Consider the following 24,759-nt stretch of genomic DNA (forward strand, 5'->3'; position numbering starts at 1 on the left):
TGAATGCAACGGCTGGTTGTCTAGGCGTCGTTCACTTGCTGGGTCGACGTCCGCTGCGGGCGGCGTCGGCGAAGTGAAGGGAGACGGAGGTCGTGGGTTCGACGCCGGTTGGCGGCGCCGCGTCGGTGCGGCCCACGCCGAGGCTCGCTCGTGCGATACAGAAGGCTTTGCTCGATGGGAAGGGTGGTAGCTCGTTCCTTGCGGTGGCTGATCGGGTTGCTGGGACGAGGGGGTTCCGCCGGAAACTACCCGAATGCAGAGCCGCAGTTCGAGGTTAAACCGCATCCATCGGGTAAGCAATTATCATTTTGTTTACCGCGAGTACCTGGCGAGCAGTGCGGGATCGGGAGAGCCTTGAGCGGTAATCGGTCGGCGTCGGAGACCGAGAGAAGTGTCGATTGCATCGTCGGTAGAAGAGAGCGTTAGACGCTATTGTCTGCGCAGCGCTGACGACGGCGACCAAACGCGACCGTTAGGGAAGCTCCGACGAAGCGCAAGTTGCTAGCGGTCGAATGACCGCAGAACGCGGAACACGAGTACCAATAGCGATACACGGTCGTTCACCTCGAGCGTCTCGAAGACCCGGTGCAGGTGAGCACGCACCGTCGCGCAGGAGATTCCCAGCGAATTGGCGATCGCTCGATCGCCCTGCCCGCAAATCACACGGACCACGACCTCGGCCTGGCGGCTGCTCAGTTCAAGCCGGTCACAGATGGCGCGCCATTCTCGGTCGTTGAAGAGGTCGCAATCTTCCGGCACCAATCGCTCGGCGGTCCCGCTCGCTGCTCCGAAGTTCGCCATCGTGTTTTGCCCCGTGTCATGCGTCAGACGATCAACCGCCCGGCCGGTCCGGCGTGTCGAAACCGAGATTGTCAGGCTTCGGTCGGGGCTCCGTGTTTCGCTGGAACGCGCCGGCAAGCTACGAGCGCAAAGACGCTCTTGCTGGGCGCTGCAGGCAATCGCTGCGACCCGCTGCCGGTCCGCGTGATCACGCGGGGTCCCAGCAAAGGTGCTAGCGGTGTAAAAACTGGAGGAGCCTCGGAAACGTTCCGTCTGCGCTTCAGTGGTGTCGTGGTTGGGTAGGTATCGGCGAACGGCGCGAGTGCGTGCGGCCTGCCGCCTGGGGCGATCCTACTCCCTTGTGCGGCGTTACGCAATCTTCGGCATTCGGATTTTGTCGAGATATTTAGCTTTGAGAGCCCACCCCTTGGGGGGATGGACTTCCGCCGACTGCACTCTGCAAATAGCCCGGGCTGCGACCAAACCGCAAGCCGTCCTCTAACGAATGGTGATTGGCCTGGGTCGCTGCTCTGATGGGGTCGGATTGCTGAGAGCGGTCAAGTCTTGTCCGTTTAAGGCGGGGACATCCGGCGCTGAATGCGCCTTAGGAGTCGACAGGTGTCGATTGCGTCCTGACGGCACATGCGTTGGAGTTGCTAGCGGACGGTGATCGTGAGGTCTGCCGGCGCCAGGCCGGGGCCGGAGGCGCGCACCCGGATCGACCCCGATTCTTCGGCGCTCTTTACATGCACGAGCAGCCGGCCGTCGACCGCTCGCTTTGTCGGCGACTGCAGCGGCGTCGGGTCGTCTTGGTCGCCGTTGTCGACGCCCAACAGCCGGCCCGCGCCGGTTACTTCGACAGAGATCGGACCGCGCCAATCGGGGACCAGCGTCCCGTCTGCGTCGACGACGCGGACCTCGATCGCTGCTGTGCCAGTGCGGCTGGTTGACAGGCCGGGCCGGTCGGCGGCCAGGGTGAATGTGGACGCAGGGCCCGGCGTTCGGATCGCATCGTGGGCGACTTCGCGGCCGCCGTTTAGTCCTGTGACGGCCAGCTTACCCGGTTCGTACGCCAGCTGGGCGACGCGTTCCGCGCCCCCGCGTGACACGCGAGTTGCGATGTCGGCGTCGTTAAGTCGCAGTCGGACCTCTTCGCAGTTCGTGACAAGCAGCACGCGTCGATCGGAGCCAGCCTCCCCTTGCCAGAGTCGGGGGTAGCGGGCCAGTCGCTGCCACCGTCGGCCGCCGCCCGACTCTTCCTCGCTCTCGGTCACCAGGAGTCGGACGAACGGCTCTTCGTTCCACTCGGCTCGTCGCCACCAGTGGTAGGGTTTCACGAAACCGCGGGTGTCGAACACCCCAGAGCGGCTGCCGTGGTTCGGCCACCGGCCTGCCTCGCCGAGGAAGTCGAACCCCGACCATAGGAACTGGCCAGAGATGAACGGCTTGCCGACCACCGCCCGCCAGCTGCGGGGTCCTTGACCGGTCTCGCTGCCGTAGATGACACGACCGGGGAACTCGGCGTGGTCGCGGTCGTAGAACTGCTCCTGGTAGTTGTAGCCGCACACGTCGAGCATCGCGGCGAGGCCGACGTTGTTCGCGGCCGGCGTGTTGGAGAGGGCCATCGTGACCGGTCGTGTTGGGTCCTCGCGCTTGACCGCGGCGATGAGTTTGGGAGCGACGACCGCCAGCCGCGTGGCGCTCGGCGATCCCTCGTCGACGGGGGGCGCCGCGGGGTCGAAGAACTCGGGGTGGTCGTAGGGGTCGCCTGGGTAGTCGATCTCGTTGCCGATGCTCCACAAGATGATCGACGGGTGGTTGCGGGACCGACGGACCATGTCCGCGGCGTCCCGTTCCCCCCACTCCTCGAAGTCCTCGTTGTAGCCGGCGCGTTTTGCCCGGCCGACGTTGCGCCCTTTAACCCACTTGCGTTTGCCTAGCTCCCACTCGTCGAAGGCCTCGTCCATAACCAGCAGCCCGAGGCGGTCGCACATAGCGTATAGTTCGGCGGCCATCGGGTTGTGGCTGCAACGCACGGCGTTCGCCCCAAAATCTTTAACAATCTTCAGCCGTCGGTAGAGCACGTCGTCTGGCACGGCGGCGCCCACCACGCCGGCGTCGTGGTGCAGGCAGAGGCCCTTGATAAGCGTCGGCTCGCCGTTGAGGAAGAATCCTTCGTCCGGGTCGAACCGGAACGAGCGGACGCCGAAGTCGGTGCTTGTCTCGTCGAAAAGTTGGTCGCCAAGGTAGACGCGGGTCACAACAGAGTAGAGGCTTGGGCTCTGGAGCGACCACCGCGATGGCGACTTGATAACGTGCCAGTTGGCGGCGGTCTCAGTCGACTGGGCGGCGATCTGGATCTCGCTCGATTGACGCGAGAGCTCTTGGCCGCCGGGGGTGACGACCGTGGTCTCGACACGCACCGCCGCCGTTTCGGACGTCAGGTTGCGGATGGTGTTGGCGACCGTCACGTCACTGCGCTCGTCGGTCACGCGGGGCGTCGTGACGAATGTCCCCCAGCGGGCGACTGAGATAGGCCCCGTCACGTCGAGCCACACGTGGCGGTAAATGCCCGAGCCGGTGTACCAGCGCGAGTCGGCCACTGCTTCGTGTTCCACCCGCACCGCGACCACGTTGCGGTCGCCGTGTTTCAGATGAGGAGTCAGCCGAACGCTGAATGGGATGTACCCGTAAGGCCGGCCGCCGACCGGCTCGCCGTTGACCCAGACCTCGCTGTTGCGGTAGACGCCGTCGAAGTGCAGCTCGACCTCGCGACCCAGCCACGACTCGGGGGCGTCGAAGGCCTTGCGGTACCAGCCAACTCCCCCGGGCAGGTAGCCAGTTCCGCTCGCGGCGTCGGGGTCGAACGGTTGCTCAACCGACCAGTCGTGCGGCAGGTCGACCGTCCTCCACTCGGCGTCGTCGAGGTCGACAGCCTCGCCGCCTTCGACGTCACCGAGTCGAAACTTCCAATGCGAGTCGAACGAGTCACGCGACCTCACGCCCTCGGCCATGGTGGGGACGGAGATGAGCAAACAGAGCGTCGCTGCCCACGAGCAGATCGCCGCATCAACGCAGCGAGGTTGGCGTGCGGTTCGGTGCGTTGTCTCTACCAGGGGGCTATTCATGGGAACCGTTCGGTCTCAAGTCATGAAGGATCGAGGACTGCGATGAATTGTCGCAAATCGGCGACTGATTCGCCACCAGTGCGGGCCTAGCCTTTCACGTGCTGCGGCTCTGCCTGCTTAGTGTGTCGCTCGATGTCCTTGAGCCGCCGCGTAGTGGGAGGTTCATCCCGAGACTGCGAAGAAGCGTCGCAATTGCACCGAAATGATCGAGCACCAATGTGTCCGGAATTGGGTTATGGCAGTAAGCATGGTTTCATGCCGACGACGGGCCAACCTCAACCGGCGAACACTAGGTGAGCTGTGCGGTGTCGTCGTTGTTGGTTCGGTCGATTGTTTTTGCTGCGCCGATGAATCGCGTCCGAATCTCGCAAGGCGACAAACTGGTGAGCTACCTCGTAATTTCTTAGACCGACTTCATGGGGCATCGAGTCGCCGACAAGGTGCTGAGATTGATGTTGGCGAGTAGAACGATGATCGCTGCAGCCCGAAGCGTTGTGTGCCGGCGCCGCAGCCGGGAGCGGACGGCCTCGCGGGACGCAGCCGGTGCTAGCCTCTCGGATCCGTCAGCTGACTACGGCCGTCCCGATGCGGTGCTCTTCCGACTTGTAGGGCGAGTGCTCGACGAGCGCTACGTCCGGCCATTGAACACCCGGGACGACACACCCTGGCCTGCGCTGCACTGGTCCATCGCCTATGTCGTCGACGCGCAAGTGGCGGTGGACAGCCCGTCGGGGAATCAGGTGGCTGCCATCGGCTGGCTCTGCTGCAACTACCCGACCGCTGGCAAGCGGTTGATCGAGGTTGTCGCCGAGGCCTATGACCTGGCGGTGGCCCCGGGCCGACACGGGCACGGTGGCCAGTTCCCCCCGATAATCGCCCAGTCTCGGGTGAACCGAAACTACGTCCCTGAGTTGGCGGCGAGTCTCAGACGGTCGGAAGCCCTATCGAGCGCGAGAAGCGCTTCTGCCAGCGGGGACAGGAGTCTATGTTCCGCCTGGTCGCGCTTGCCCACTACGAAGGAACAGTCGCCCAGTGGCAGAATGTCAACGGGGAGAATTCGTCGGTCACCCGCGTTTTGAGAGACGAGCTCTCCGCCCCGATTGGCCGGTATGAGGCAGCTCGCGGCGGCGGCGGCGCGATCAGCTACGCCTTCAGGAAGCGTGAAGCCGAAGGACGGTCGTTTGTCGGTACCTATCTTCGGGTCGCCTTTTGCGGCGCGGGGCTGTTAGCGCGAGCGAGCACAAACAATTGATACGCGGGCACCCTGGGGCATACGCTGCACGCCCTAGCGCTCTAGGAACGATGCACCGCCGGAGTCGCATTGCACACGGCTCGCCCAGACTACTGCGCTGAGTTCGCCGGACGACCTCCGCAGTCGCTAGCTGGAACGAGGTGTGCCTGATCAGGTGAGTTTAGGCTGTGGATTGCACCTGCCGTTCGCACGGGGCAACCTTTCAGCATAGCGAACAATAATCGCTGCCAGAACAGCAAAACCTGAGCAACCACGCCGCCATATCCGGGGGAAGCAGCGGAAGCTTCTTACCGTTTACACCTCAGGGAAACACCGCACAGTGCGACGCTCATCAGCAAGCCAATTGATACTGGCTCGGGCACCTCACGGAACGGCTCGAGGCTGTCCGTGGGGCTCGGCACAAGTGGGCTTGGGTTGGGACCGGCGATCCCGGAGGTCAGCTGGAGGGTGTCGTAGGCCGGCACGGTGGGGCTGGTGATCACCAAAATAGAGCTGAGGCCTCCAACGCCGACAGGGTTGCCGAAGCTCCAGAACGCCGACGTGCCGCCCTGGTTGGAGTCGGCCGTGGGGGAGACCTCTCCCGCGACGCCGGTAGCGACCGAAGTAATCAGGGAAACGATGTCTGAGGCGTCGATACCGACGGACAGCGAACCGATACCCGGCACCGCAGCCGACACTGAGCTGATCTGGTAGGCGTAAACGGCATCGCCATTGGACGGATCGACGCCCGCGTAGCCGTTGTCGTCCAGGTACTGCTGAAACCGGGGGCCCGGTGGGAAGACGGCGAAGTCGACAACGGCGTCAACTTCGTCATTGGTGAACGAGGTGGCGGACACGGTGACGCTGCCGCGCCATATGCCGCCATCGGGACCCGCCCCGTCATTGTAAGCCAGGGAAGTCGTAGCCAGGGTTCCGGCGAAGGCGGATCCAGCCGCAGTCACGAGGAGGGCTGCCGCTACTACAAGCTGCTTACGCAGCAATTGAGCCAGCAGAAGGGAAGAAATCCTGTTGCAAGTCGTCATTAGCTCAGCTCCCTCTTTTCAACTAATTGCGAACTGCTGCTTGTGGTGATCAGTCCGTAATTCGGCCTGGTGCTGCAGTTCGATTGGGTAGGTTAAACAGAACAGACCGCTACGACTGCTTAGCGACGCGGCTACGCCGAGTGCTGACCGCAACGCCGCCGGCGAGGGCCAGCAGGCAAGCGGCCGCCGGCTCGGGGACCGTGCCTGGCGAGGGTAGGGCGATCTGAATGGCTCCACCACCATCCGAGATGATGCCGCCCAGCTGAATCGGGAGCGTCGGCGCCGAGAAGGCCAACCCGTAGCTGGACTGGCCAGTCGCGACCGCCGGGCTCAAGAACTGGAACTCGGCGTTACCGGAACCATCAAACAGCGAGGACGAGGTGTCGACGTCGCCGATGTTGAAGGTGCCGATCGTGTTCGCCGGATTGGTGATGCCGACGGTCAGTTGCGAGAAGTTATCGGAGCCGGCATTGTTGGTCTGGTAGGTGTAGACATACGCGTCGCCCGGCACATAACCCATTCCGCCGAAGTTGGCGTTGAAATCGGCGGCCGTGAAGACGGCGAAATCAATCGAGCCCGAAAGGTTGTTGCCGTTGTCGTAAGGCACGGTTCCGGTCCAGCCAGGAAGCGCGGCGCCGTTGCCGCTCAGCACGCCGGCCTGTCCCGTCTGCACTACCATCAGACCAGCGATCAGCATCGCAGCTACAGCGAAAGAATGGCGCTTCATCATTGGGTGTTTCCTCAAGTCGCCCGTGTTGCGTCGAGCTGGGGGCGAACAGAATTGGGTGCGGAAGGTGCGGATAAGAGCAGTGAGTGTATTCAAGCAGACGCGTCATGGCAAAGCAAGCGATCTACTCACCAAATTCAAAGAATGTTTCGTGGCTTCGGTTCCAGCCGGGCGGCGACGCTGCAAACTGGCAGTTGGGCGATCAGCGTATCAGACCTGAGGGGCAAACCAGCTCCCGAGCTCTTCAAAATACGCGTCGGCCAGATGGCCGTCGTTGACTGGGTTGTGGAGCCTGTCTCGGTCGGCGTAAGTGCTTTGGTGCCAGAAGCTTTCGATGAGTGTTCTCTTCGTGTGGAGCATCAATGCGTTGTTTACATTGATCTGGGGGGCGTCTTGGGCCGTCGCAGGATTGGGTTTTAACCGCGATGCTGAAGCTGGCTGCGGCGGCGCCAGCAAGTTAAACGGAGGATCCACTAGGGCGGCTTCCAGACTTTGCGAGCTCGACGAGGTTTCGGACGCGGCGGCGGAAGGGGGCTCTAGCTCCGCCGAGTCGGAGTCGATTGGCGCGCTCGCGGCAATGGGGGCTTCCAACGCAGGGGCAAGCGCAGGGATGGGTGCCGGCAATGTGGCGCCGTAGTTCTGCCGCCACACCGCCCGGTCGGCGTTGTCCACCATGCCGTCGCCGTTCCCGTCGGCCGAAGTAAAGGCCGGTACTGCGGCGCCTTGGGAACCACGCCAAAGGCTGTAGTCGGCCGCGTCGACGCGGCCGTCGCTGTTGTAGTCGCCGGCCAGTCTCGAGAGGTCGATCGATCCGTCGACTGCCGTCCACAGCAGCGCCGCGTCGGCGGCATCGGCCGGCTCGAGGTCCAGCGGCGTGGTCGCTTCCGCGCTCCCCAGCACTTCGAACGCCAGGCGGCTGATCTCACCGGCGCCGGTCGGAAGCGGCGCGGCGGTACCGTACAGCGAAACCACTAACACACCGGGGGCCGACTCGTAGTAGTCGATGTTCCAGCCATCGGCGCTGGCGGTCGCGGCGCCAAGCTGGGCCTCCTCAAAGCTGAGTGCGGTCGCATCGTACTGCAGCGTGTAGGTCGCCGCGATCACCCCGCCTTCTTCTATCGGCATGACATCGATGCCCACGGGGACGACGACACCATCGCCGTTGATCAGGACGCCGGCTGGCACGCTCAGCTGCGGGTCGATGAGGCCCGGTGCGTGCGTGACGCCGCCTGCCGGGACTGGTGGGATCTCTGGCACCTGCAGCGGGTCGCCATTCCGATTGAGGGCCTCGCGGTTCACCAGTGACGAGTCGAGCCCCGAGATGGTGCCGTCCTGCGTGACGTCCGCGATGATCAGCGGGTCGGTGTCGTCGTAGGCCTCGAAGCCGGAGTCGATTCCAACCAGCACCCGCGAGATCAGCGACGCGTCGTAGCCGGTGTAGTTGCCGCTGCCGCTGGCGTCGCCGACAAAGACGACTTTGTGCAGCGCCTCGTCGGCGACGGAATCGATCAATCCCTCGTTGATGCTGAGGTTCTCGATACGGATTCGGTGCATGGCGCCGTACGCGGCGGTCGGCAGCACGGACGCCGCCAGGTCAACGATTGGCAGGTTCGCCCCCGTGAGCGAATGGGTGCCGGTGACCGACACCCGCAGCCTGCCCGGCGCGATGAAGTTGCCCACCGCGTTCCAGCCGGACGGAACGGTTGGACCGAGCGGGACGTTGTTGTTGGGCACGCTGACCGACAGCACGGCCGGGTCGTACACGAGGTCGAAGTCGACCGCGTAGATGCCGTTGGCGTCGCTGAGCGTGATTGGCAGCTCGAGCGTGCCGGGGCCCGTGGTCGTCGGGCTCAGATCAATCGCCTGTCCGGGCCCGCGTGCAAAGTCGGGGAGGCCCAGCGTCCGTGGCGATGGCTCCACGACGAAAGTGGTTGTAAAGTCGTCTCCAGCGATCGTATCGCCGTTGCCGTCTAGATCGGCGCCAGCAGTATCCTGGAAGGCGATGCTACCCCCAACGGCTGGCGTGTGGGCCCCGCTGAACAGGGTCAGCGTGTAGGTGTCCGCCTCAAAGACGCCACCGGTCTTGAGGAAGCTCAGCGTCTTGCTCGACGCGTCCCACAGCAGGGACCCACGGACGGGCCCCACGTTCTGACCCACGAGCAGCAGGTCGGCCGCGTCGGGTGTGGAGTCGGCAAACCCGTCGTAGAGGTTCAGCACCGAGAGGTCGATCGCGCGATTGAAACGCACGTCGACGCCGCTAGGGTTGACGGCCACGTTGACCACCTGCAGCGTGTCCTCGACGATCGTGAGGTCAAACGTGTCAGCGTCGACTCCGCCGTCGTTGTCGTCGATCTGCACTGTTACCGTGAACGTCTGGCCGAGCTTGCCAGCGCCGTAGGTGTAGCCGCTGAGGTCCTTGAGGTTAAACACCCGGGACGAGACGGTGAACACTTCGTCGAAACCCGCCACCCCGTCCCAGTCGACGCTTACCGTCCAGTCCTGGTCGGCTCCGGGGTCGGTGAACGAGACCACGTGATCGACCGGGGCGCCGACGAACGCCGCGTCGTTGGCGCCGGCTTCGACTACCGGCTCAACGTTCACGATGCCGATCGTTAGCTGGTACTCGGTGAAGCCGCCGTCCTTGTCGATGACGCGTCCCCGGATGGCCCGCGGGCCGTCATCGTCGTCGGCCAGGAACTGTGCAGGGACTACTGCGTAAGGGGTGGCGGTAGACCCGGCGTACGCGCCGTCGCCGAGCTCGCCTGCTTCGCCGAACACACCATTTCCGTTAAAGTCGTACGCGAAGTGTAGCGGGGCGTCCTGAGCGCCCGGGTCGGCGTAAGGCTCCGCGAAAAAAACCGTCGTGGTGGACCCTTCGTTGACCACGCTGTCGAAGGGCAGGAAGCTTGTCGCCGTGGGCGCGACGTTGTTGACCGAGATCGCGAGCGTGCCGGCGGCGTGCCACGTGCCGTCTTCGTCGAGGACGTCGACCGTGATCATCCGCTCCGGCGAGGCCAGCCCGTCCGTGTAGAGGTGCGTCTGGGCAGCGGTAGCAAGCAGGGCGTCCCCGGTGACAAACTGCAGCGGCGTGCCGTCGCCCCAGTCGATCTGGTAGGCGCTGATCGCGTCGTCGCCCGGGTCGATCACCGGCCCCAGCAGCAGGTTGAACTGCTGCCCTTCGTCGATCTGGTTGTCCCCGTCCGCGTCCGCCAGCGGGACCGAGGGCGCCACGTTGCCGACGTCCACGCTCAGGCTGGCGTCCGCTGTCGACTCGAGTCCCAAGACTTCTTCAACCAGCACTGTGATTGCGAACGAGGCCAGCTGGTTGGGTCCGTCGGGGTCGTCGGAGTAGGCCCCCGCGGGCGACTCGGCCGTGAACGAAAATTCTCCCTCGGCCAGAGCAATCACTGTGTCGAGGCCGCCACTGCCCCAACTGATCGTGACGACGTGGGCCTGCGGCGTGTTGGCAAACTCGCCGCGCACCGCGATGGCGCCCCCCTCGTCTATCGCCAAGCTGGTCGTGATCGTTGGCAGATCGTCCAGGCTCACTACCAAGTCTTGCGGGCCCGTGAAGTCGACGAACCCAAGCGTTGGGTCATCGACGTCGTGGTAGATGACCGTGTCGGCGTCGGCCTGGGAGGAAAACGTCGTGCTGAATAGGTTGCCGTGGGCCGTGACGTCGAAGAAGCTCGGGCCGCCGATTCCCTGCGGTCCACCGGACAAGTAGTCGCCGCCCGTGTTGAGGTTCACCACCGCGCCCACTAGCTCCGACGCCGGGGCCGTGTAGAGCGAGAAGTCGTTCCCTCCGCTGCTGACCCCCAGGCCGGTGAAGTCGACGCCAGACGGCGACTGGCCGAGGTCCGCGCGTCCGTCACTGCGTACCCGGACACCGATTGTGTTGCCATTCAGGTCGTAGCCCTGGACTAACGCGGCGCCGCCGTCCAAGTCGACGCCAATCTCCCCACCTGTGATTGCCGCGCTGGAGCCGGTCAGGCTGGCCGCGGCGCCGGCGCCGATCAGCACCCCGGTGGTGTTCCCGGAGAACTGGGCGCCGTCCACAGTGATCAACCCGCCAGTGGCGACCAGGCCTGTTGTGTTGCCCGACAGGGTTCCGCCGACGAGGTTGATATCACCCGTATTGATGCGGACGCCGGCGTCGTGCCCCGCCAGGTTGTTGGACGCGTCGATGGCTACCTGCAGGGGCTCGGCTCCGTAGCCGAGCAGGACGCCATTGGCGAAACCCTGGCCGGCCGCCCCGTCAGCGCCTGTGATGATGTTGCCTGTCAGGGTGACGTCGACGATTGGGTCGCCCGTAAAGTTGCGGACCGAGATCCCTGAGCCGCCCCAGGCGTGCAGGGTCTCGACGCTCGGTGTGATGGTGTTGCCGCTAATGGACGCGTTGCTCCGCTCGACCTCGATTGCCCGCCAGATGTTCCCGACGAAGGTGTTGTCGGCGATCGAGATCGCGTCCACGACCGGGTCCGCCTGCGGGTTGACGAACAGACCATAGTAGCCCTTGCCGCCGCCGTCGAAGGCGTTGTCGTGGATCGACAGACCGTCGACGTTGCTCGCCTTTCCGGAGTTCGATCCTGACCAGGTCTGGATGGCGACGTTGGTCAGGCTGTCGTTCGTGCCCACTGGGGCGGCGTCGTTCTGACGGGAGACAAACTCGTTGTTGTAGATCTCCACGTTGGGGCTGTCGACCAAGAGCCCGCTGGCGTATTCCCCCCCCGGGACATCGGGCGAGCGGATGGTGAAGTCGTGAATCGAAACGCCGCCCGCCAAGACATTGATGTTGGGCGAGGCGAGCGGGAAGCTCGCCTGCGGGGTGGTGGCGACCCCCTCAAGGATGCTCACCCCAGCGCCGGCGCCCGCCAGCTCGACGCCGGCGGTCGTGATCGAGAGGTCGCCTACGTAGAGACCAGCCTCGACGCGGATGGCGTCGCCAGGGTCGGCCGCGTCGATTGCTGCCTGGATAGACTCGTCAGAGGCGCCCGTACCCGGTGTGGTGACGAATAACTGACCGGCCGCGACACGCACCAAGCCGCTGGCCCCGTCGTCGGGGGCGTGGAACAGCCGGTCCTCGATGCGGAAGTTGTCGGTCTGGTCGAACAGCGTCGCCGGCGCGCCGCTTAGGTCGAGTGCCAGCCCGGCGAGGTTCTCGATATAGTAGTCGGCCGCGCTGAGGGTATTGCTGCCAGCAACGCCGAGGCTGCTGGCGGTTGGGTCGATACGGATATCTACCGAATTGACAAGGGTTCCGCCGAAGGTGTTGGCAGTGAGGATGGCCCCACCGGCCACCGCAACCCCGGTGTTCAGGCCGTCCAGGGCGACACGCTCGATCGTCGCCACCGACCCAGCGATGATCTCGACCCCCACCCCCCCGGATCCCGCAACACTGCTGTCCTCAAGCAGTAGGTTCCCCGCGACCTCGAAGCCCGTGTCAACGAACCCCGAGAGGTGGAATCCGGCCACGCTCGCCACGACACCGCTCGCCACTGCCACCCCGGTCGCCGCGCCGCCCGCATCAAGGGACGCACCCCCGAGCGTGTCGGCCAGCAGCGTGACCTCGCGATCGAGGTTGAGGGCCTCGGTGTACGTGCCGTCGAAGACGTAAACCGTGCCGCCGACGGCGACCGCGGCGAGCGCGTCGGTGATGTTGTCGAACGCGTCGACGCCGAACTTTGTGGCAGGGCCTGAGCCGTCGGGGTCGATGCCCGTGGTTGATCCGGCCCAGTCGTCGTCGACGTAGACGTCGGTGATGGCCGGAACCGCCAGAACCACGTCGTTGCCGTCGCCGCCGTCATAGAAGACTAGAAAGTCCTGGCCGTTGACGCTCACCGTTGCGCCGTTGGCGAGCCCGGCGAATGTGCCGACGACCGCATCCGAGGCGTCGTTGTCGATTAAGACGACCGAGTCGCCCGGCGCTGCGGCGATGGAACCGAAGGCGTCGAGCGTGGCGCCACCCAGGTCGACCTCGCCGGTCACGACAAACTGGTTGTGGCCCACGCCCGGCGTCAGGCCGTTGATCTTGGCGGTGAGGAACGTCCCGCTCGTGAGCGCGAGGTCGCCGCTGGCAATGGTGGCGGTTCCCGCTCCGTCGCCTAGCACCGCGCCGCCTGCGGAAAGCGTCAGCGTGCCATCGAGGCTAAATCCGCCTCCGACTGTGATCGCCCGGTTGACGTCGACATTCTCGACATACGCTCCGTCGTTGATTCGAAGAAACCCACTAGGGTCCGTCGCATTGACGCCCTCCTGCACCGTTGCAAACGCATCGACGCCAAACTCGGTGGCGGGCCCTGCGCCGTCGGGATCGGCGCCCGGGGTCGTGCCAATCCAGTCGTCTTCGACGTAAACGTCGCTGGCCAGCAGCAGGCGGCCTTCCAGCCGCTCAAGGCCGAGCTTCCTATCTCTGGCAGCGTTAGCCGCCGCCCCTCGGACTGGGGTGGCGCGGCGATTGGGTGTGCGGTGGCGGGTCATAAAAGCGGTGGGGCGTGAAGGGACCGGCGGCGCCAGGTCGGGCGATCAGCAAGGGCTAGCAGAAGGGCTTCGTCCGACACGACGCCCCCCCGAAACGCCTGCGCCGCCCCCGGGGATGGTCGCCACACGGGGTCTTAGCTGTTCCGGCGGGCGCGTCCCGTTCCAACAGGACACAGTCTTCCAGATTAGCCGCCGATGAGGCTTCCCGCAAACGTTTGGTGCGAGAGTGAATGCTGGTCATTGAGCGACCACATCGCCCCTTCGAGCCTCCTGGCCAGCGTTCGCAGCGAGTCACGCGTTCAGCAAGCATCGATGTCTGCCAAACCAAAACAACAAGCGCAGCCTCGCAAGCATCGTTTAGGCTTGTCGGCCGAACGGGGATCGAGCTTGCAGCTGCCGAATTATACGCGATCGCGCAGCGGCGATTGAGCGTCGGCGACCGTTCTGCCACGCTGCTTCGGCTACTCACTTCTACTTAATGGTCGGGCGGGAATCAGCTAACGAAACTGGATCCCTCCGAACTGGCGGATTGCCCGGATGCTAATCGTGGGGCAGTCGCTCGCCACAAAGACGCGTGAGAAGAGGTGGGGCAGCCGCACAGAACACGGACATCAAAGACGGCGCTGGTGGGGTTCAAGCCCGGCCGCGAAGTTGGCCCAAGGATGCGAGGCAGAACTAGACCGCTCCAATCCGCGCCGCCGGGGGTCGCGACCACTAGAATGAACCCAACGCGACCAGCGGGGCCGCCGCATTGGGTTCTCAGTCGTTGCCAGAGCAGCAACTTAGGGAACTCGCCGCGAGCGCTTGCTTGCGGTGGAGAAATGGGACCCGCAGTGACCCTAGTTTTTTTCCACACCACCCGGTCATCGCTCGGCTCTGGCAGGCTGAGTCTCGTCTGGGAAGCGGCCTCACAGCGAGGTCACTAGCGGTTTGTCCCAACCGAAAACCGAACGCGCAGCAGATGGGAAACACTTTAGACCGCCGCTACAGCCTCTCGGTCGCCTTGCGCACGGCTCCGCGCGGTGGCTTGGCGCCGGTCGCGTCGGAGTTGTCGGCGGCGACGTTCACCGGCAGGCTGAGAAACTGGCCGTCGCGTTCGAGTCGCTCGCGCAAACGCTGATAGGGCACCTGCTGCACGGCGATATTGTCACTGACGGCGATGGCGGCGGCGGTCGCCGCTGATTGCCCGAGGACCATGAACACCGGCTCCATGCGGATGGACCCGAACGCGATGTGCGACGCAGAGAGCGCCCAGGGGACCAGCAGGTTGTCGCACTCCGGCTCTCGGGGGATGATTGCCTGATACGGGATGGAGTAGGGCCGCTGGATGCGCTTCTGTATGTCGCCCTCGTTCTTCACCATTCCGTCATGGACATAGCGCTGAACGTTGTGCGAATCGAGCGTGTAGGCGCCCATTCCGATCGAGTGGGCCACGGGCTCCAGCCCGCAGCAGTGTCGCTCGGTCATCACAAAGTCAGAGACCATCCGCCTTGCCTCGCGGATGTAGATTACGTAGGGCCAATTCTGGTTGTCGACGAACTCGTCCTTGGCCAGGCCCCACTTTGAGCACCGCTCGCGGACGCTGCTCGGAACCCGAGGGTGGTGCTGCAGCGTCCACAGCATCCCGAGCTGCCAGTCGCGGTGGCGGCTGGCGAGCTCCTCACGCTGGGCGTAGTTGAGGGTGGCCCAGTTCCAGTCGTCGCCGTAGTTGGCGCCGATGTAGTCGGTTGAGATGCCACTCGCGTTGTTCGAGTCGGTCTTGCGGTTGGGCATCCAGTCGTTCTTGAAGAACCGGCTGGTCTGGCCTGCTTCAATGCAGCGGAACAGGAGTTCGTAGTCAGCCGCGTCGTAGCCAGCGGGCTTGGCGATCGGCGCGCGATTGCCCGGCGCATCAGTCAGCACCATCCGGTAGCAGTAGGCCTGGATCCGGTGGTCGCCGCTGCCGATCGGCCCGCCGCGCGACGGGTTGACGCCGGGCAGCAAGCCGCTGGTGGGGTCGCCCGGCGCCAGGTAGGGGTCGACTCCCTCGACCAGCTGATTGCCGTACTCGAGCCCTGTAATACCGTTGCTCGTTTCACCGTAGGCAGAGTTTGGTTCTCTGCCGGTGGCGAATGACACGCCGGCGGCTTCGAGCAGGTCGCCCTCGTACGAGGCGTCGATGTAGACCCGGCCCCTAACAGTGCGGCCGTCCTCAAGGTGGAGAGCCGTGATACGGGCGCCCCGTTTATCGACGCCCCGCCGCAGGTCGAGCCGCCCAAACACCAGCCGCACGCCTGCATCGGCAACGAGCTTGTCGAACACCGCCTCGGCGACCTTCGGCTCGAAGACCGACGCCAGCTCGGTCCGGTCGTTGAGTGCGGGAACGCCCTGGCCGCGGTTCGCGAACCTCGCCCGGGGCTGGATATTCCAAGCTTCGTCTTGCTGATAGTGCAGGTAGACCTGGTGGTAGAACTCGCGGCAGACGCCGCCCAGGATCGACTCGTTTCCGATGTCCGACCAGCCGAGTCCGCTGCTGGTCATCCCGCCTAGGTGGTCGTACTCCGAGACGAGCACCACCTGGCGCCCCATCCGCGCGGCCTGCACAGCGGCAGAGACGCCGCCCGACGCGCCGCCGTAGACGACGATTTCTGCCTGGATCGATTGCTCCTGGCTCTTGGAGGTAGCGGCGTTCGCCTGGTGGCCTAATCCTAGGCAGAAGATCGATGCCATTGCCACGGCGCGGGCTGCTGATCGAGGTAGTCGCTTCGCGAGGTGTTTTGGCATTCGATTGATTGGCGTTCGTCAGCGCTAGGTCGTGGATCGAGGTTGGCGAGGATTGCCCAGTCCGGGGGGCAGCCGTTTGAACGAAGGGGGCGCTAGGGCGACGCGGCCGTCTTCCCCCACAGCTCGAGGGTTGGCGGAGCCAAGTCGGGGTGCTCTCGGCTAGCAAAGCCGTGAACGATAACGTCTTGGCCTGCGCCCAGGAAGCTGGGCGTGCGACGCGAGACGACCAGGGTCACCTTGCCGTCGCTGTCGTTGCGGAGGAACTCTAGGAGCCTGGCTCCGACGACCACGATCTCGTCACCCCGTTGGCCGCTCCCCCTGATCGAAAAGGTCCCCAGCGACACCGGCGCATGGGGACCCGTCAGTCGGCCCGAGGCTTCGTTCGGGGCGTTACCAGGCGCGTTCATCCAGGTAATTTGATCTTCCTGCCAGTCGTCGTAGAACTCGTCCCACAGGCCGGCGACCTCAAACTGCCAGGCGGTGTCCGACTCGGTGTACGGTTGATTCTTCGACTGTCGGTACTCCTCCGCCAGGTGGTTCGGCAGCACCGACAAGCGGAGGCGCGCCCCGATCAGGTCCTCGCAGGCGATGCCGCTGAGGTCAAACCCCAGCCAGACGCGACGCGTCGCCGGGAACTCCGCCACCTCGTACTTGATCAGCAGCTCGGAGTCGGAGCCGAAGTTCCGCAGCTCGTTGTGCTCGCGCAGCTCACGGTTGCGGACGTACGAGTCCTTGTAGGCCGGCAGGCGGACGCACGGCCGCTTGAGCGACATGTCCTTCAGGCCCGCCAGATGGGGCACGTCGGTGAGTGCTTCGGGGCCGTTGGCAGGGCCGAACCGCACCGCCTCGCCCGCGACAAGTTTCGTCGGCGGCTCCTTGCTCTTCTCGGACTGGTACTCAACCTCGCCCTCGAATACCGACACCTGCGACTGCTGCCCGTCCGACACGCTCACGCCGAACGCGGTGCCCAAGTCGGTCACCTGGCCATCCGGGGTGACGACCTGAAACCCGTCGACGCCCTCGTCCATCCGGACCGTGAGCCGCCCGAAGCCGAGCTTCACCTTCAAGGGCCCCTCGATTGTCATGCGGGCCGGGCCGGCGAGCAGGGCGTTGGCGCCGCTGTGAAAGCGGAGTTCCGTCAATCCCGACTCGAGCTCCAGGACTTCACCCGCGGCGATCTCGCGGCCGCGGAACTCCGGCACGAGCTCCGCCATCTCGGAGCTGACGGCGTCAACCACCCTCGCCACCAGCATGCGTTCTGCCTCGGCGGGAGGCGCCGCCCCCCCGGCCGTGCGACCGGTCTGCCAGGCCTGGCCAATCCAAACGCCAACGGCGACCGCCGCCGCAGCGGCCGACAGGCCCGCCAGCCAGTGGGTTGGGCGGTACCGGCGGCGCGGCGGCTGAGCGGCAGGACCGGCGGTGGGATCGCCGGCTAGGGAAGCCAGTGAGCTTCTCTTGGCGCCGATCGCCGGTGTGCCGACCACCGGTGAATAGTCCAGCGCCGCGACGTCCCACCGCTTGCAGAGGTCGACCAGCGTTTCCTGAGAGAGCTTGGCCTCGAGGTACTCCTGACGCAGCCCTGGGTGGCTCTGCAGCAGTTCCCCCAGCTCGACAGCGTCCTGAGCGGTGAGCTCGTTGTCCCACATCTTCGCCAACAGTGTGTGGAGCTGCCGACGCGGTTCATCACCAGCAGGGTTTCTCGACTCGTTCGATTCCATCAGGAATACTCCTCGCGATTCAGCGTGAGCCTGACGCAGTTTGATAGCTTAACGCGTATCCGCGCGACGGTCTGGTAGGCGGTCACCTGCTTGCGTCCCAGGTAATCAGCGATCGCCGGAATGGACTGGCCGAGGCCGAACCGCAGACGCACAATCTCCCGCTCCTGAGGTGAGAGCTTCTTGACGCACTCGCCAAGGGCCTGCCGCCGCTCCTCAAAGTAACTCGCCTGTTCGAGCTGCAGCGTCGCGAGCTCTTCTACGAGAGAATCGTCGAACGGGACCACGACGTTCTTCGACGCACGCTTCTTCCGCTCGCACAACACCTGGAACTTTGCGATGGTGCAGAGCCAACTCACGAAGGGCTCGTCGGGCGACTGACCCTTGTAGGTAAAGCTTCGAAACTTCTGCCAGGCGACGACGCTCACCTCCTGAAGCAGGTCGTCCACTTCGGCGTCGAGCGGGAGGAGCGTCTTGATGAACGCGCTGACGCGCCGCTCGTACCGGACGATCAGCGAGATGAATAGCTCTTCATCGAGCCCCCGCGTCTGAAGAGCGGACCCCTCACCATCCGCCCCGCCTGATTGGTCTTCCTTCATTGGTCTGCATGCATAGCCGCGGTACGATTCACAGAAGTACTGTCACGACAGTACATCGCTTGTTGGGCAATAGCCTCGGGGCGGGCGTTTTATGGGTTAATTTCTCGATCCTCGGCGGTTTGTCAGTCTACCCGCCCTGGGCGAACGGAAAAGGCCGCCGCGTTCCGATTTCGTGTGAGCAATTCTTCATCGAATTTTTCATAACTCTGCCCTGAACGACTATTGCCTGTCAGAAGGCGATTACTTCTCAACTGAAATCTATCTTCGCATCCGGGCGGTGTGAGGCGTAGCGGTCGCTATGCCGCGATCTTGTTTCGCGCACTCCTGGGCGGTCATTCGCGTGCCGCCGTCTGCCCGCAGCGAGGCAAGCGATCGAATTCGAAAGGGCGGGTATGTCAGCCGCACTGCTCCCAGGTTGGAAGCGGCGTTATTGTTGTGTAAGCTCGCGCGGCGTCGTCGAGTGGCGGCGTAGGGGCTTCACGCTCGTGGAGTTGCTGGTCGTCATCGCGATTATTGGCGTGCTTGTGGCGCTGCTGCTGCCGGCCGTGCAGGCGGCCCGTGAAGCAGCGCGCCGCTCGACGTGCACCAACAAGCTGAAACAGCTGGCGCTGGCGACTCAGAACTACGCCACTACCCGTTCCGGCGAGTTGCCGCCCGGCACGCCAGGGCAGGGCAAGCACGGCGTCTTTACCTACCTGCTTCCGTACATCGAGCAGGAGAGTCTCTTCGACCAGATCGACCTCGAAACCACGACCTACAGCGCCCGCAACGACCCGATGCGGTTCGAGGTCGTCGACGACTACGTCTGCCCCAGCTACCCCGAGTCGCCGCTCATCCGCGACGACCCGTCAGCCAGCAAGAACGGCGCGCTCACGACCTACCAGGGCAACGGCGGGGCGTTCGTCGAAGTCCGCCAGGAACGAGACCCATCGCCAAACTACGGCGCGCTGGCCCGGAACGGGGTGTTTCGTTGGGGCGAGAAAAACCGCAAGCTGCGCGAAGTAACCGACGGCCTGAGCAACACCTACCTGTTTGGCGAGTTCGTGCACACGGACCGCCTGCCGGGGCTCTACTCGGAGCTGCCAGGGAACATCCGCCCCTGGATGGGCTCGCCACTCCTGTCTGGCGACAACCGGGTTTCGTACGAATCGAAGGTTGCCGCCCTCACGCCGAACACGCCCATCGACCGCGAGGCCGATCAGTGGCCGTTCAACCACCTGCCGTTTGGCAGCTTCCACCCGGGCGGAACCCTGTTTTCTCGACTCGACGGGAGCGTCGACTTCCTGGTGGACGGGATCAGCCTCGACCTGTTCAAGGCGGGCTGCTCCGTCAGCGGCGGCGAGGTTTTGGATCAGTAGCGAAATGCATCGATGATCAAGAATAGTCATTCCTATTGCCGGGTGTTCCCGCTGCTGCTGATCGCGGCGGCCGGGTGCAGCGAGTCGGGCGAGTACACGCCGGTCAGCGGCACGGTGTACTTCGACGACCAACCGCTCAGCTCTGGCGTCGTGATGTTTCAACCGCCGACCGGCCCGATGGCGAGGTCGAACATCGCGGCGGATGGCGGCTACTCGCTGCAAACTCTCGGCGAGGCAGACGGCGTGCGGACAGGCGTTAGCAAAGTGCGCGTGTCGGCGCGTGCCGCGTCCGATGGCGGGTCGGGCGAGGTGGGGCTCGGCCGGCTGCTCGTCCCAGAGCGTTACACCGACTTTGACCAGAGCGGTCTGACGGTCGACGTTTCTCTGGACAACCCAGGCCCCTACGACTTGCGTCTGACTAGCAATCGAGACCCTTCCCGGTAGCGGCCGCCGCTCGGCCGCTCTCTCTTGACTCCTGCTTCTGCTGTACCGCACCTTTGTCTCGTCACGTGATCCCAGCAAATGGACGACACCAAGCAAAACCTTGTTATCCTGCTGGCGCTCGCCGCAGTGGCGACCTTTAGTCAGGCCAACGCAGCGCTCTTCGCTTACGACGTCTTCCGTTACGCCGCGTGTCCGCTGGCGGGCGACTCGGCTGCCGACCCGGACTTTGAGATCGTCGACCGTAACGAGGCGGGGCTGGAGTACGGGTTCACCGATCTGGACACCGGCTCCGACCACGTCGAGTCCGGCGCGGCGGTTCCCACCAACGTTCCAGAGCCCGCGGGCTCGTAGCTGCTCGCGACGCTGCTGTCGCTCACACGGCGACGCCGCAGCAGCTAACCAGACGCGGCTTGCGTCCCGCTCAGCCTAACTTCCGCCTTTTGGAATCTACCAATGCGAAGAACCCTAGCTCTTGCAACGCTCTTCCTGTCGGCCCTTTCTGCTCCGGCGCACGCCGTGCTGATTGGCTACGACGGCTTTGATTACCCGGCCGGCTCCCTGGCGGGCCGCGGGTCTGCCTCCGACCCGGGTTTTAGCACCGCGTGGACGCAGAGCGGCAGCAACGGCGGAACCGTGTCGGGCGCCGGCCTGACCTACGCCAACCTGCAGACCTCCGGCGGCGCGGTCGACATGTCCGCCGGCGGCACCACGCTCAACTTTCGTGGCCTGGACGCCGCGTACAACAACCCGTCGAGCACCGCCACCGGTGAGTTCTGGTTCAGCTACCTAGTCCGACCAGGGGCCTACACGGGCACGCCTTTCGTGGGCCTATCGTTCTACACCGACCCGCTCGCCGGCGACGCCGCGGCCGATCCGGATTTCGGCCTCGTGGCCCGCAACCAAGGGGGCGAGATCTACGGCTTCACCGACCTCGACGTGGCAAATCACGTTGAGTCGAATGTCACGCCGACCGACGGCGAAACCGCGCTGCTGGTCGGCCGCGTGGTCTTCGGCGGCGGCTCGAACACGAGCGCGAACAACGAGGATCAAATCCAGATCTTCGTCAATCCGGTGCTCGGTGGCGTGGAGCCCCCTTCTGACGCCGACGGCAACGTCACTGCGGACTTCCAGTCGTTCCGCATCGCCTCGCAGAATGGCGCCCCGTTTGTGCTTGACGAGCTCCGCTTCGGCGACTCGTTTGCCGACGTTACGCCGGTCACGCCGCCCAACCCCGACCTCGACGGATCGGGTGTCGGGATCAGTGATTTCGAGATCATCCGCGACAACTTCTTGACCGAGCAGGCCCACGGGCAGGGCGACGTCGACTTTAGCGGCTTCGTGGACCACCAAGACTACTTCCTGTGGCGGACGGCCTATCTCACGGCCGGCGGGTCCGAAGCGTTGATCAATTGGTCGCCCGCACCAGAGCCCGGCGCGGCGTTGTTGCTGCTGGCGGGCATATTCGTGGCGCCCGCCGCCCGGCGACCTCGGCAGCGCTAGGTCCCCGGATCAGATCCCACGCCCTCGCAATACAGCTTCAACCCCAGCGGTGGAACCATGAGAAAGAGAATCGAATCGCGGCGACTGACGGCAGTCGCAGTCGTGGCGGCGTTTGCCGCCATCACGGTAGCCCCGGCGTACGCGGTGGTCGCCGCGGTCGACAGCGTTGCGCTCAACCTGGGCGCGAACGGCGGCACGGTGTCGGCGGTGACGGTGAACGACGTGATCCTGGCCGATCTGACCCTTCCGACCTCCGCCGCCGCCGACGCGATCCGCACTGGCTGGAACGCCAACGGCGGTACGGACCCAGTCGACGCCTCCACGGCACTGGGCAATAACGTGATCACCGACGGCCTGCTGAACACCAACGCGACGTTCCAGTTTGGGCAAGGCATCGCCCTCAACGACGTGCTGGTGTTCATGGAGATCGACACCCAGTTATCTGAAGGGGTCACGTTTTTCCCGGTCGACAGCGGCGGCGGGAAGATCGGCGACTACTCGCTGACGCTCGCCAACAACGGGGACCGCTCCTCCGCCTACGGCCCGCAGCTGGTGCCGGGCAACTACGACCTGAAGATTGTCGACGTCGCCGACCCGCTCGCAAACTTCAACGTGCGTGGGGTCTCGTTCTCGCTGAGTGACTTTTCCGGATCGGCAGGCAACCTGTCGCTGGCCCAGGGCTTCCGCGTAGAGGACGAGCTTGGCGGCGTGGGGGTCGACCCGTCGTTCGCCGCGATCGCCGCCTACCTGCCGCCCAACGCCGACTTTGTCGCCCCCGCCGGCGTGGGGATCGAGGACTTCGACGTGCTGCGGTCCAACTACCTCGAGTCGGGGCTGACCCAGGCCGAAGGCGACGCCAATTTTGACGGCGTAGTCGACCGCAAGGACTACTACGTGTGGCGAACCGAGTTCCTGGCGGCGGGAGGCAGCATGGAAGGCCTGAGTCTGTTTGGGGTCGCGGCCCCTGAGCCATCGGCGATGGGCGCCGCGGCGATCGCGTTGGCTCTGCTTGGCGTGCGGCGGCGTGTTGCCCGACGCGACTCCGCAAAATAGCCGCCAACTTAAGCGTCTCGAACACAACCAATCTGAGCGAACAACACCTGCGAGCAGTTTCATGTCACCAAGCCTACTCAAGACAGTGTGCGTTGCCGCGGCAGCCGCGCTGCTCACCGCGCACGCCGCAACCGCCCAGAACCCCCTCGGATCTCGTATCGACTGGATCGGCGACCCCGGAGTGGAAGAGGCCTGGGACCAGGGCGACTCTGGCGCCGGCGAAGGATCGAACTGGGCCGACGTCGGGTTCGGCAACCTTCAGCCCAGCGGTGAGTTTGACGAGTACGCGTCGATCTCGCTCCAGGGTGGGGCGGGGCGGGCGGTGATCGATCACACCATATCCACCGCGCCGACCGACATCCTGCTGGGCCAGGACGCCGGCTCCACCGGCACGCTCATCTTCCGCGACGGCGGCTCGATCAGCCTGCAGCCCAACGGCTCGGTCGGCAACGGCGAGCTGGTGGTCGGCGCCGGGGGGACAGGCAACCTGGGGCTGGAAGACGACATGGGCGCCGTTAACCTCCGCAAGTACACCCAAGGCAACGGCGGAGTGCTCGTCGCCCGCCTGGGCACCGCCAGCGGCTTCGCTAACCACGTGGTCGCGACCAACGGCATCGCCCTGGACGGACGCCTGATTGTCGAGGAGCTCGCCGGCAGTGGCTTCCAGCTTTCTGCGGGCGACTCCTGGACGCTGATCAGCGGGTCCGCGGTGACGGGCGGGTTCGATCAGATCACGGTCGAGCCAGAACTGCTCGGCAACCCAGGGCAGACGATCGACATCTCGACGAGCGGCAACCAGGTCGACCTTGCCGTCGGCCAGCGGCTGGTCCTGGAGGTCGACCGCTACACGGGGGGCGCCGTGATAAAGAACTGGGAGGGACACTCGACCGATATCGAGATCATCGACTACACACTCTCCTCAACGGCCGGCAACCTCGACAGCTCCGACGGGAGGTGGAACTCGCTGGCCGACGACGCCGGCAAGCCCGGGTGGGCCGAGGCCAACCCGTCGACGACCGCGTTGTCGGAGCTCAACGACACCTCGGTGAGCCTGGTGTTCGCATCGGGCGACAGCCACGACTTCGGCACACCGTTTAACGTCAACACCGCCGCGCCGTTCGGCACGCAGCGGCTCGACACCGGCGGCGTTACCTTCGAGTACCTCGACCCCGATACGGGCGCCGTGCAGACCGCCGCCATCCGCACCGTGGGACGCTACAACGACCTCGTGCTGGCGGTCGACCCGGTGACCGGCAACGCCACGATCCAGAACCAGTCGGGCGAGTCGCTGGACTTCATCAGCTACACGATCTCCTCGGCGTCGGGATCGTTGCTGCCGACGTTCGCCGGCATCGAAGGGGGGGCCGGCCCCGATTGGTACGACGCCAACTCGACAACCGAGAACCTCTCGGAGCTGACCGACGGCACCGCCGCCACGATGGCGCCACTGGCGATGTTCGACCTGGGCGCCGCGTGGGACGCGGTCACCGGCGAGCAGGACCTGACCTTTGTGTACCAGAACCCAATCACCGGGCTGCTCACACGGGGCACGGTCTACTACGGCGACGCGATCACGGTCTCGGCCCTGCCCGGCGACTACAACGGCGACGGCGCCGTGAACGCGGCCGACTACGCCCTGTGGCGCGAGAACGACGGCGGCGACGGCTCGGCCTTCGCCCCTAACACCCGCGGAGCCGGACTGACGGGACCGATCGGGGCCGCCGACTACGATTTCTGGAAGGCCAACTACGGCCGCACCTTCGCGTCCTCGTCGGGCGTGGCCTCGGCGGCTCAGACGCCGGAGCCGGCCGCGTGGCTGCTGATTATGCTCGGCGGCCTGGCAGTAGGGGCAGCGCGGTCCGGCGTGGCTGGGCGGCGGTAGGTTATTTCCCGGTGGTCTCGGCCGGGGCAGAGCCGAGCCCACCGCGAATCGCTGAG

15 protein-coding genes are annotated in these 24,759 nt (G+C 65.0%); 7 read left to right on the forward strand and 8 right to left on the reverse strand.

Annotated features, from left to right (window positions below):
* Positions 1–501 precede the first annotated feature (501 nt).
* A complete protein-coding gene (locus Pla123a_RS03670) occupies positions 502–801 on the reverse strand; it encodes a helix-turn-helix domain-containing protein (RefSeq protein ID WP_146584159.1) in 300 nt (99 codons plus the stop codon).
* A gap of 635 nt (positions 802–1,436) precedes the next feature.
* Entirely contained in the window at positions 1,437–3,815 is a 2,379-nt protein-coding gene (locus Pla123a_RS03675; RefSeq protein WP_197527645.1) for a glycoside hydrolase family 2 TIM barrel-domain containing protein, read from the reverse strand.
* Positions 3,816–4,893: 1,078 nt separating this feature from the next.
* Here Pla123a_RS03675 and Pla123a_RS03680 point away from each other — a divergent pair.
* A complete protein-coding gene (locus Pla123a_RS03680) occupies positions 4,894–5,160 on the forward strand; it encodes a hypothetical protein (RefSeq protein ID WP_146584161.1) in 267 nt (88 codons plus the stop codon).
* 287 nt (positions 5,161–5,447) lie between these two features.
* Here Pla123a_RS03680 and Pla123a_RS03685 read toward each other — a convergent pair whose 3' ends face one another.
* From Pla123a_RS03685 to Pla123a_RS03710, 6 genes are all read right to left on the reverse strand, one after another.
* On the reverse strand, positions 5,448–6,182 hold the full coding sequence (locus Pla123a_RS03685; RefSeq protein WP_146584162.1) for a PEP-CTERM sorting domain-containing protein: 735 nt from the start codon (positions 6,180–6,182) through the stop codon (positions 5,448–5,450).
* Between the two features lie 109 nt (positions 6,183–6,291).
* Complete coding sequence (locus Pla123a_RS03690; protein ID WP_146584163.1) at positions 6,292–6,879, reverse strand: hypothetical protein; 588 nt, start codon at positions 6,877–6,879, stop codon at positions 6,292–6,294.
* 240 nt (positions 6,880–7,119) lie between these two features.
* On the reverse strand, positions 7,120–13,389 hold the full coding sequence (locus Pla123a_RS03695) for a cohesin domain-containing protein (protein WP_146584164.1): 6,270 nt from the start codon (positions 13,387–13,389) through the stop codon (positions 7,120–7,122).
* Between the two features lie 984 nt (positions 13,390–14,373).
* The gene (locus Pla123a_RS03700; protein WP_146584165.1) at positions 14,374–16,098 is read right to left on the reverse strand and encodes an FAD-dependent oxidoreductase; all 1,725 of its coding nucleotides are present in this window, start codon (positions 16,096–16,098) and stop codon (positions 14,374–14,376) included.
* A 146-nt stretch (positions 16,099–16,244) separates the two neighbouring features.
* The gene (locus Pla123a_RS03705) at positions 16,245–17,870 is read right to left on the reverse strand and encodes a CBM96 family carbohydrate-binding protein (RefSeq protein ID WP_146584166.1); all 1,626 of its coding nucleotides are present in this window, start codon (positions 17,868–17,870) and stop codon (positions 16,245–16,247) included.
* Entirely contained in the window at positions 17,870–18,466 is a 597-nt protein-coding gene (locus Pla123a_RS03710; RefSeq protein WP_146584167.1) for a sigma-70 family RNA polymerase sigma factor, read from the reverse strand. Before Pla123a_RS03710 ends, Pla123a_RS03705 begins: the two co-directional genes overlap by 1 nt.
* Positions 18,467–18,858: 392 nt before the next feature.
* Here Pla123a_RS03710 and Pla123a_RS03715 point away from each other — a divergent pair, with 392 nt between their 5' ends.
* The 6 genes from Pla123a_RS03715 (at position 18,859) to Pla123a_RS03740 (ending at position 24,703) form a co-directional block, all read left to right on the forward strand.
* On the forward strand, positions 18,859–19,824 hold the full coding sequence (locus Pla123a_RS03715) for a DUF1559 family PulG-like putative transporter (RefSeq protein ID WP_146584168.1): 966 nt from the start codon (positions 18,859–18,861) through the stop codon (positions 19,822–19,824).
* Positions 19,825–19,836: 12 nt separating this feature from the next.
* Positions 19,837–20,268: a hypothetical protein gene (locus tag Pla123a_RS03720; protein WP_146584169.1), complete on the forward strand. Its 432-nt coding sequence runs from the start codon at positions 19,837–19,839 to the stop codon at positions 20,266–20,268.
* 78 nt (positions 20,269–20,346) lie between these two features.
* Positions 20,347–20,619 carry a hypothetical protein gene (locus Pla123a_RS03725; protein ID WP_146584170.1) on the forward strand — a complete coding sequence of 91 codons (273 nt, stop codon included), beginning with the start codon at positions 20,347–20,349 and terminating at the stop codon, positions 20,617–20,619.
* A 102-nt stretch (positions 20,620–20,721) separates the two neighbouring features.
* A complete protein-coding gene (locus Pla123a_RS03730; RefSeq protein WP_146584171.1) occupies positions 20,722–21,768 on the forward strand; it encodes a hypothetical protein in 1,047 nt (348 codons plus the stop codon).
* Between the two features lie 57 nt (positions 21,769–21,825).
* Positions 21,826–22,821: a hypothetical protein gene (locus Pla123a_RS03735; protein ID WP_146584172.1), complete on the forward strand. Its 996-nt coding sequence runs from the start codon at positions 21,826–21,828 to the stop codon at positions 22,819–22,821.
* Between the two features lie 61 nt (positions 22,822–22,882).
* Positions 22,883–24,703 (forward strand): hypothetical protein, encoded by a 1,821-nt coding sequence (locus Pla123a_RS03740; protein ID WP_146584173.1) that lies wholly within the window; start codon positions 22,883–22,885, stop codon positions 24,701–24,703.
* Positions 24,704–24,759 lie beyond the last annotated feature (56 nt).

The sequence above is a fragment of the Posidoniimonas polymericola genome (assembly GCF_007859935.1).
In the GTDB taxonomy this organism is placed as follows: domain Bacteria; phylum Planctomycetota; class Planctomycetia; order Pirellulales; family Lacipirellulaceae; genus Posidoniimonas; species Posidoniimonas polymericola.